The sequence below is a fragment of the Aureimonas frigidaquae genome, assembly GCF_001463905.1.
Lineage (GTDB): Bacteria > Pseudomonadota > Alphaproteobacteria > Rhizobiales > Rhizobiaceae > Aureimonas > Aureimonas frigidaquae.
In genome coordinates this window covers 321,370-330,182 of the sequence record NZ_BBWR01000012.1, presented here as the reverse complement: position 1 = coordinate 330,182, position 8,813 = coordinate 321,370, and the positions used below count along the sequence as shown (strand labels likewise).

The window sequence follows — 8,813 nt, the reverse complement described above, 5'->3', positions numbered from 1 at the left end:
TGGGCATAAGCGGGCGGGCGGGCGGGCGATAAGGGTGGTATGGCGACGCCCGGCGAATGGGACGGCCCAGACGCAGGCCGTGACCCGATTGTAGACGCTGCGCCGCGAGCAGGCCACGAAAACAACGATGCCGTCGTGATGGCAGCTTCCAAATTGCATTCGTAATGTATACAATGATCGTATGCGAATGGGGTTGAGCATGCAGGAATTCGATACGGTGATCGCCGGGGGTTTGGTTGTGACGGCAGGGGACCGGACCGTCTGCGATATCGGCATCCGAGGCGGTAAAGTGGCCGCGCTCGGCCAGGGTCTGACAGGGCGCCGGGTCATCGATGCCAGCGGCAAGTACGTCCTTCCCGGCGGGGTCGACTCGCATGTCCATATTGCCCAGCCATCGGGCGAGGGCATCGTCATGGCAGACGATTTCGAAAGCGGGACGCGTTCGGCGGCGCTGGGTGGCACGACGACGATCATGCCTTTCTGCCTGCAGGAGCGCGACGTGCCCATGCGCCAGACGCTCCAGGCCTATCACGACAAGGCCGAGGGGGAGTGCTACGTCGATGTCAGCTTCCACCTGATCGTCAGCGCGCCGGACAATCAGCTTTTGGGCCAGGACCTCCCGGCTCTCGTGGAAGATGGCTACACCTCCTTCAAGATCTTCATGACCTATGACGATCTGAAGCTGAACGACCGCCAGATCCTCGATGTCATGGCCGTGGCGCGGGAGACCGGTGCGCTCGTCATGGTCCATGCGGAAAACTACGATGCCATCCGCTTCATGACCGAGCAGCTGGAGAAGGCAGGGCGCACCGCGCCGCGCTACCATGCGACCTCCCGGCCCAAGGTGGCCGAGCGGGAGGCCACGCACCGGGCCATCTCGCTCGCCGAACTCGTCGATGTTCCGGTCATGATCGTCCACGTGTCCAATCGTGAATCGATGGAGCAGATCCGCTGGGCGCAGCAGCGGGGCCTGCCCGTGCTGGGAGAGACATGCACGCAGTATCTCGTCCTGACAGAGGACGATCTCGACGGCCTCGGCATGGAGGGCGCCAAATATGTCTGCTCGCCACCGCCACGGGACCGCGAAAGCCAGGAGGCGTGCTGGGAGGGGCTGCGGACGGGCGTCTTCACCGTCTTCTCGTCCGACCATTGCCCCTATCGCTACGATGACGAACAGGGAAAGCTCAATCCCAAGGGGCGCTCCAGCTTCCGCTGGGTGCCGAACGGCATACCGGGCGTCGGCGCGCGCCTGCCCATACTGTTCTCTGAAGGTGTGAGCAAGGGCCGGATGACGCTGGAAAATTTCGTCGCTGTCACGGCGGCCAATCCGGCCAGAACGTATGGGCTCTATCCGCGCAAGGGAACCATCGCCGTGGGGTCGGATGCCGATATCGTCCTATGGGATCCGGAGCGCCGGGTCACACTGCAGCATGAGCACTTACGGGACGGTGCCGATTATACGCCCTATGCCGGCATGGAGATCACCGGCTGGCCGGTCCTGACGCTGGTTCGCGGCCAGACGGTGGTGGACCAGGGCGAACTTGTCGGCGCCAAGGGGCTGGGTACCTACCTGCCGCGCGATCGTTCGCCCTTTGCATCCCCGGCTGCGAGGCAGGAGCCATGAAAGCCGGCAACGTCCAGGACGGGGAGACGGGGGCGCGGAGCGAAAACCTGTCGAACCTTGCCTATAAGTCGGTGACCGAACTCATCCGCACCCGTCATTTGCGGGGCGGCGATACCATCGTGGAGTCGCGGCTGGCCGAGCAGCTCAACATTTCGCGCACGCCGCTGCGCGAGGCGCTGCAGCGGCTGGAAGGCGAGGGGCTGGTGGTGAAGGGCAACGGCCGCTCCTTCATGGTGCGCTTCGTGGACCTTGGCGAGTATCTGCAGAGCCTGCGCGTGCGCGAGATCCTGGAGCCGGAGGCCGCGGCCATGGCGGCGGGCCACATTCCGCGGCTGGAACTGGCCACTGTCCGGGCCGAGATCAACAGCCTGCGCGACGCCACGGCCTATCATACGGATGCGCATTGGCGTTCGGACGACAATCTGCATGAGCTTTTCGCGCGCCATTGCGGAAACGACGTGCTGATCCGCGCCATCGGCGGGCTGCGGGTCACGACCCGCCTGTTCGAGATCGCCCGGCTGGCCGACCGCGTGCAGCCGGACTCGGTGGAGCATCTGGCGATCCTCGAGGCGCTCGAGTCGGAAGATGCCAAGGCGGCGCGCAAGGCCGTCCAGACCCATATCCGCTCGATCGGCGATTTCGCCATCGCCACCGTGCGCTAGCAGCCCGCCACGCCTGACCGCATGGCAGGCCCCGCGCCGGTCAATGCCGCAGGATCTTGGAGACGAAATCCTGGGTGCGTGCTTGCGTCGGCGCGTCGAAGATCTGCCGCGCCGGCCCTTCCTCGACGACCTGTCCGCTGGCCATGAAGACCACGCGTGAGGACACTTCGCGGATAAAGCCCATCTCGTGCGAGACGATCATCATCGTCATTCCCTCCTGCGCCAGGACCCTGATGGAATCCAGGACTTCGGAGACGAGTTCGGGGTCGAGCGCCGCCGTCACCTCGTCGAGGAGGAGGATTTCCGGCCGCAGGGCGAGCGCCCGTGCGATGGCGACGCGCTGCTGCTGCCCACCCGAAAGCTGATCGGGATAGGCGTTCAGCTTGTCGGCAAGGCCGACCTTAGCCAGAAGCGTGCGGGCTTCCTCCTCGACCTCCTGTTTCGGCCGCTTGCGGATCTTGGTCGGGGTGACGGTGACGTTCTGCAGCACGGTCATGTTCTGGAACAGGTTGTACTGCTGGAACACGATGGCGATCCGGTCCCGCAGGCGGCGCAGATCGGCGGCATTGCCGTAATTCACGGTCTGCCCGTCCAGCTTGACGCTGCCGGCAGAGGGCGCGAGCAGCCCCATGACGACACGCAGGATCGTGCTCTTGCCGGAGCCGGACGGCCCGATGAGGCCGATCACGTCGCCCCGCGCGACGCTCAGGTCGATGCCGGACAGGACTGCCAGCTTGCCGTAGCGGGCCTCAAGGCCGGTGATGTCGAGATGATGCAAGATTGGCCTCCAGCGCTGCGCCCAGGCGCGCGAGCGGATAGGAAATCATGAAGTAGATGACGAGGATCGCCCCGAAGGCGAGGGTGGGGGAGAAGCCCTTATTGTTGAGCACCTTGCCCGCGAAGGTCAGCTCCACCACGCCGATCTGGGATGCGAGCGCCGTATCCTTGATGAACAGGACGAAGAAGCCGAAGGCCGGTGGCAGGATGATGCGCCAGGCTTGCGGCAGGATCACCAGGCGGATCGTCTGCAGCAGCGTGAAGTTCATCGCCACCGCGGCTTCCCACTGGTTCAGATGCACCGAGTTCAGGCCCCCGCGGATGATCTCGGACAGATAGGCTGCGGCGATCAGCGTCGTGGTGACGGCCGCGACCAGGAAGAGCGACGTATCGGCCAGGAACATCTGGAAGACGAAGAAGGCCAGCATCAGGGTGACGAGAAAGGGAACCCGACGGAAGATCTCGGTGAAGGCGAAGGCGATGATGCGCAGCGGCGCCAGCCATGGGCTGCGCGTTGCGCGCGTCACGGCAAGGACAAGGCCGAGAAGGCTTCCGAGAATGACGCCGAGCGCCGACAGGGCCAGCGTGGTGCCGGCGGCCTTGGCCAGGAAGATCAGGTTGTAGTAGGTCGCGAATTGCGGCCACTCATAGGCGATCTGCGAGAACATCAGAACCCTCCCGCCCGTGCGCGAAAGACATAGCGGCCGAACAGCGCCAGAAGCAGCGAGGCGATCAGCGTCAGCACGACATAAATGCCGGCGGTGATCGAGAAGACCTCGATGGAGCGGAAGGTCTGCGCGTTGATGTTGAGCGCCTGGCCGGTCAGCTCCTCGACCCCGAAGACGGCGGCCATGGACGTGCCGAGGGTCATGATGATGAAGTGGTTGGACAGAGGCGGGAACAGCACCTTGGCCACATGCGGCAGGATCACGTAGCGGATCTGCTGCATCCGCGAGAAGCCGAGCACCTCGGCCGCTTCCAGTTCGGAGCGCCGCGTGCTCTCGAAGCCGGCGCGCTGGATCTCGGTCAGGTAGGCGCCGGCATTCAGCGTCATGCCCAGAAGCACCGCATTATAGGACGACAGGAGGATGCCGCTGTCGGGAAGGGCAAAATAGAGAAAGTAGATCTGAACGAGCTGCGGCGTGTTGACGAAAAAGGTCACATAGACCCCCACCAGCGCCGCCAGCCAACGCGGGCCGAAGCTCTTGATCGCCGCACAGGCCGTGCCCATCAGAAGGCCGCCGCAGAAGGCCAGGATGGCGATCTGCAGCGACAGGACCGCCCCGTCCAGAAGACGGGGCAGGTAGGGCCAGACCTGGCCATATTGCAGGACGTAGTTCATGGGCGGAAGAACTCCCCTCAGCCGCGCCGGCCGGGCCCGATCCCGGCCCGGTCAGCGCGCATCGACGACCGTCAGAAGTACGGCGTCACCTGGACGGGTGCGATCATGTCCATGCCGAACCACTTCTTCCACAAGGCATCGGTGGTGCCGCGGCGGTGCATCTCGAAGATCGCGACGTTCAGCCAGTCCTTCAGGCCGGTCGCGTTCTTGGCGACACCGAGCGCGCAATAGTAGATATCGACGGGCGTCTCGACGATCTTCCACTGCACATTGGCGTGCCGGTCCATGTGCTCGCGCATGAAGTCCATCACGTCGATCATCGCCGTGCCGCGTCCCTGCGCCAGCGCGCGGACCGCATCGGGGTAATTGTCGAGCAGGGTGATCTGCGCGTTGGGCAGGTTCTCCTCGATGAACTTGACCGGCGTCGATCCGCGCACCTGGACGAAGGTGACATCCGGCGTGTTCATCGCCTGCCACTCCGTATAGGGCTTGTCCTCGGTCGTCAGGATGCCCAGCACTTCGGTATGGGCCGGAACGGTGAAATCAATCACCTTGGCGCGTTCCGGATTGCGGGTCATCGCGCCCATCACGAAGTCGATCTTGCCCGAGGCCACGAAGGGGATACGGTCGGGCGAGCCCACCTGCACCACTTCGAGGGTGACGCCCAGCATCTTCGCGATCTCGGTTGCGAAGTCGACGTCGAAGCCGACGATCTCGTTGGTCTCGTCGAACTTGCCCAGGGGCGGCAGCGTCGGATTGACGCCGACCCGCACGACACCCGACGAGATGACCTCGTCCAACGTGCGCGCGGCCGAGGGCGCCACGGTCGCGGCAAGAGCCGTCACCGCGACAAGGCCGGCAAGGGCGAGTTTCCTGAACATCGGCATTCTCCTTCTGGACGCGATCCGGACTGCGCGACGACGACGATCGTCTCTTGCGCTTCGGTAGACAGTTTGTATACATATTGCCCTCGTGTAAAGAACAAATAGTGGGCAATCGGGTCGTGAAACTGCGCGCGAACGCACCATCGCCGGCTGCCTCACGCGGCGCTGCGGGCCGTCGTTCGAGCATCCGGCCTCCTGAAGAGTTGGAAACAGACATGGCGTCCTCATTCCTCGATCGTCTGGACGGGATCCACGCGGCGACGATCGTCCCGATGCGGGACGATTTCTCCATCGATGACGCCGCCCTGCAGGACCACATCGCAAAGGTCGCCTCCGTACGCGGCATCGCTGGCCTGCTCCTGAACGGCCATGCGGGTGAAAACTTCGTCCTGTCGCGCGAGGAAAAGATCCGCGTCATTGCGCTGGCGCGCGAGGTCGTGCCGGACGTGCTCATCGTGTCGGGCGTCAACAGCGAATCGAGCCTGGAGGCCGCAGCGGAGGCCGCAGCGCTGGAAGCGGCGGGCGCGGACGGGCTCCTGGTCTTTCCGCCCAATAGCTGGGCGCTCGGCTATGCCGACGACAGCGTGATCCTGCATCACGCCTTGATCCGCGACGCCACGCGCGGGCCCATCATGCTGTATGGAGCGCCGATCGGGGCCGGCGCCATGGCCTATCCGCCGCTGCTCCTGGCGCGGCTTGCCGCCGAGCCGCGCATCGTCGCCATCAAGGAAGGAAGCTGGGAAGTTGCGGCTTACGAGGCGAATCTGCGCCGGCTCCATGCCCAGCGCCCGGACTTCAAGGTTCTCGGATCGGGCGACGAGCACCTCCTGGCCTGCTACCTGATCGGAACGGCGGGCAGCCAGGTCTCGCTTGCGGCCGTGGTCCCCGAGCTCATCGTCGAATTGTGGGATGCGGCCAAGGCCGGGGACTGGGTGCGCGCGCGCCAGGCGCATGAGCGCATCTATCCGCTGGCGGTCGCCATCTATCGCGACGGCCCGAGCGGCCGTGCGGCGGCCCGCCTGAAGACCTGCCTCATGCTCCTGGGCCGCCTGCAGAGCGACAGGATCCGCCCGCCGCAGATGGCAAGCACGGCGGCGGAGCGCGCGGCGCTGGAGCGCGCGCTTGCCCATGCGGGCGCCTGACGCCATGTCGAGCCAGGTGAACGAGCGGCAGGACGGGGCGATGTCGATGACTGAGGATGGGCACATGCACGACGTCGTCATCATCGGCGGCGGCATTGGCGGGCTCAGCGCGGCCTGGCGCCTGCGCGACAGGGATGTCCTCCTGCTGGAGGCCGGCGACCGGCCGGGCGGGCGCCTGCGCTCGGAAGAGCGCGGGCCCTACTGGCTGAACTTTGGAGCGCATCTCTTTGGCGAGGCCAGTTCGCCCGCGGGCGCGCTGGCGGATGAACTCGGCCTGGAGGCGCGGCCGATCCCCGGCGATCGGATGGGAATCGCCATGAAGGGCCGTCTCGTGGCGGGCGGCCGGTCGGAAACCTTTCCGCTGCGCCTGCCGCTCGATCTCGCCTCGCGCCTGTCCTTCGTCCGGATGGGCCTGAAGCTGCGCGGCGGCGTGATGCAGCTTCTCAAGGTACAGGCGCCGGTTGCCGGCGAAGGCCCGGCCGAGCGCCGTATGCGGCAGCTCGCCTTCGCCAATGCGCAGACCCTGGAAGCCTATGTCGGAGGGCTCACGCCGCAGGTGGCCGGCATGCTGCGCACGATCACCGAGCGCACGGCGGCCGACCCATCGGAAATGGCGGCCGGCTACGGCCTGACATCCTTCGCGCAGGTCTGGTCGAAACATTCGTTCGGCCGCAACCTTTATGGCGGCTCGTCCCGCCTGCCGCAGGCCATCGCGGCCGCCTTGGGTCACAGGCTGCGTCTCGGCGCCGATGTAACGCATGTCGAACAGAAGGGCGATGCGGTAGAGATCCGCTATCGCCATGGCGGAACGGAGCACCGCGTGATGGCGCGCCATGCCATTGTGGCGACGCCGGCCCCTGTCTCGGCCCGGATAATGCGCGGCCTGCCTGCCGATACACAGGATGCACTCGGCAAGGTCCGTTACGGGCCCTTCCTGTCGGTCGCGGTGCTGACCGGCGAGCGTGGCCCCATGCCCTGGGACGGCAACTACGCCATCGCGACGCCGGGCCTGTCCTTCGGCGTCTTCTTCAACCAGGCCAGCACCCTGCGGGTAGGACCGCGCCAACCGGGCGGCAGCCTGATGCTGTTTCGCGGCGCCCGCGGCGCGGCGGAGCTCATGCAGCGCCCCGATGCAGAGATCGAGGCCCTGTTCCGATCGGACCTTGAAAGGCTGTTCCCGCAAGCCGTGGGGATCGTAAAGGAAATGCAGGTCCAGCGGTGGCCGCTCGGCGCCCCCTATTCCTTCCCCGGCCGCGCCGCGCTGCAGCCGGCCCTGACGCGTGACCTCTCCCGTGTGCACCTGGCCGGCGACTATCTGGAATTCCCCTGTATGGACGCCGCCATTTCCACCGCCACCGAAGCGGCCGCACGCATCAACACACTCCTCGATGCACAGCGCCCGTACGGTTCGACGACGGGCCTGCGCAATACGAGGGAACCGAAAGACGCCTGACAGCCCCCTGTTTGGCAGCGTCTATCGAGAGCCGGCTCATGAGCTTTGTTCACGTTGGGACAACAGCCAAATGCTTTCTGCTTTCCGGACCCTGCCGGCCGTCGTCTCAACTCTCACGGCGCCGACGCTACTTATGAGCAGTATCCTTGGCCTCTTTGTGTGATCGGGTGCGCCTGCCATTTTGAGGCTGACCTGCCTCGATTGCCGAAGCGACCACGTCAGGAAACCGGTCGATCGTGGTCAGAAGGACGCGCGCAGCCGCCGGCAAGCCCGACCTGTTCTGCTCCCAGTTCCTGATCGTCGCCTCGTCCAGCCCGAACCGCAGTGCAAAGTCTTTCTGTGAAAGCCTGGTGCGTTGACGCACAGCCTTGGCATCCATCGCCTTTACGGAGTGGCGATGAGCTTTTATCCCAATCGACTTCAGTTCGGTCGCCAGCGCGCCCATGTCTTCGACGTTCGGCAGCTCGACCACGATGTCTCCCGTATCCGCGAGCTTGGTCAGGGCCAGATGAGCCGCCCGCATCGGCATCCCGTTGCGGACCAGGATCACGGCAGCGGATGGCATGGAGTGGTCCTGATCCTTCGAGATGCAAAGGCGCACCCGCTCAACGGATCCGCCACTGTTTGGGCTGACGGCCCGGATTTCCACCCGTTGTCCGAACGCCTCCAGTAACGACGATTTCGTCGACATCAAGCCTCTCCATGACGAGCCGGGCCAGCGCTCTCAAGTCGGCCCAGCCCCATTCGACCCTGGGGTCACCTCCGATATGCAGGCCCTTCAGTTCCAGCGTCTTGTCGCTGAGGATTGCTTCGCACAGCGTTTCGAGCCGGCCACGATTGGTCTCGATGATCGCGACGAAATGCGGATCATCGGACTGATCGACGACGATACAGAGGTCGAGAAGCTCGATCGCCACCATTACCTACTA

General features: G+C 65.2%; 10 protein-coding genes. 4 read left to right on the top strand and 6 right to left on the bottom strand.

The window, feature by feature from the left end; translation table 11 throughout:
- The first annotated feature begins 199 nt into the window (after positions 1–199).
- The gene (gene hydA / locus AUL30_RS14090; protein WP_062228520.1) at positions 200–1,624 is read left to right on the top strand and encodes a dihydropyrimidinase; all 1,425 of its coding nucleotides are present in this window, start codon (positions 200–202) and stop codon (positions 1,622–1,624) included.
- Positions 1,621–2,286, top strand: coding sequence for a GntR family transcriptional regulator (locus tag AUL30_RS14085; RefSeq protein ID WP_062228519.1), 666 nt, complete (start codon positions 1,621–1,623; stop codon positions 2,284–2,286). Before hydA ends, AUL30_RS14085 begins: the two co-directional genes overlap by 4 nt.
- Before the next feature lie 40 nt (positions 2,287–2,326).
- Here the strand turns inward: AUL30_RS14085 and AUL30_RS14080 are convergent, their stop codons facing one another.
- The 4 genes from AUL30_RS14080 to AUL30_RS14065 all read right to left on the bottom strand — a co-directional run bounded on the left by AUL30_RS14080 (position 2,327) and on the right by AUL30_RS14065 (position 5,286).
- The gene (locus AUL30_RS14080; RefSeq protein WP_062228518.1) at positions 2,327–3,064 is read right to left on the bottom strand and encodes an amino acid ABC transporter ATP-binding protein; all 738 of its coding nucleotides are present in this window, start codon (positions 3,062–3,064) and stop codon (positions 2,327–2,329) included.
- Entirely contained in the window at positions 3,036–3,731 is a 696-nt protein-coding gene (locus tag AUL30_RS14075; protein WP_062228517.1) for an amino acid ABC transporter permease, read from the bottom strand. Before AUL30_RS14075 ends, AUL30_RS14080 begins: the two co-directional genes overlap by 29 nt.
- Complete coding sequence (locus AUL30_RS14070) at positions 3,731–4,405, bottom strand: amino acid ABC transporter permease (protein ID WP_062228516.1); 675 nt, start codon at positions 4,403–4,405, stop codon at positions 3,731–3,733. Before AUL30_RS14070 ends, AUL30_RS14075 begins: the two co-directional genes overlap by 1 nt.
- Positions 4,406–4,476: 71 nt before the next feature.
- The gene (locus AUL30_RS14065) at positions 4,477–5,286 is read right to left on the bottom strand and encodes a transporter substrate-binding domain-containing protein (RefSeq protein ID WP_202814505.1); all 810 of its coding nucleotides are present in this window, start codon (positions 5,284–5,286) and stop codon (positions 4,477–4,479) included.
- A 218-nt stretch (positions 5,287–5,504) separates the two neighbouring features.
- Between AUL30_RS14065 and AUL30_RS14060 the strand changes: the two genes are divergently transcribed.
- Positions 5,505–6,431: a dihydrodipicolinate synthase family protein gene (locus AUL30_RS14060; RefSeq protein ID WP_062228514.1), complete on the top strand. Its 927-nt coding sequence runs from the start codon at positions 5,505–5,507 to the stop codon at positions 6,429–6,431.
- A 40-nt stretch (positions 6,432–6,471) separates the two neighbouring features.
- Positions 6,472–7,884: a protoporphyrinogen/coproporphyrinogen oxidase gene (locus tag AUL30_RS14055; RefSeq protein WP_192843067.1), complete on the top strand. Its 1,413-nt coding sequence runs from the start codon at positions 6,472–6,474 to the stop codon at positions 7,882–7,884.
- Positions 7,885–8,011: 127 nt separating this feature from the next.
- Here AUL30_RS14055 and AUL30_RS14050 read toward each other — a convergent pair whose 3' ends face one another.
- Entirely contained in the window at positions 8,012–8,449 is a 438-nt protein-coding gene (locus AUL30_RS14050) for a helix-turn-helix domain-containing protein (RefSeq protein WP_157070159.1), read from the bottom strand.
- Positions 8,450–8,489: 40 nt separating this feature from the next.
- Positions 8,490–8,804: a hypothetical protein gene (locus AUL30_RS14045; protein ID WP_062228511.1), complete on the bottom strand. Its 315-nt coding sequence runs from the start codon at positions 8,802–8,804 to the stop codon at positions 8,490–8,492.
- Positions 8,805–8,813: the final 9 nt, after the last annotated feature.

Bases quoted from the DNA above. Each gene is read 5' to 3' on its own strand.
- hydA (WP_062228520.1), top strand. From the start codon at position 200: ATGCAGGAATTCGATACGGTGATCGCCGGGGGTTTGGTTGTGACGGCA.
- AUL30_RS14085 (WP_062228519.1), top strand. From the start codon at position 1,621: ATGAAAGCCGGCAACGTCCAGGACGGGGAGACGGGGGCGCGGAGCGAA.
- AUL30_RS14075 (WP_062228517.1), bottom strand. From the start codon at position 3,731: ATGTTCTCGCAGATCGCCTATGAGTGGCCGCAATTCGCGACCTACTAC.
- AUL30_RS14070 (WP_062228516.1), bottom strand. From the start codon at position 4,405: ATGAACTACGTCCTGCAATATGGCCAGGTCTGGCCCTACCTGCCCCGT.
- AUL30_RS14065 (WP_202814505.1), bottom strand. From the start codon at position 5,286: ATGTTCAGGAAACTCGCCCTTGCCGGCCTTGTCGCGGTGACGGCTCTT.
- AUL30_RS14060 (WP_062228514.1), top strand. From the start codon at position 5,505: ATGGCGTCCTCATTCCTCGATCGTCTGGACGGGATCCACGCGGCGACG.
- AUL30_RS14055 (WP_192843067.1), top strand. From the start codon at position 6,472: ATGTCGATGACTGAGGATGGGCACATGCACGACGTCGTCATCATCGGC.
- AUL30_RS14050 (WP_157070159.1), bottom strand. From the start codon at position 8,449: ATGCCATCCGCTGCCGTGATCCTGGTCCGCAACGGGATGCCGATGCGG.
- AUL30_RS14045 (WP_062228511.1), bottom strand. From the start codon at position 8,804: ATGGTGGCGATCGAGCTTCTCGACCTCTGTATCGTCGTCGATCAGTCC.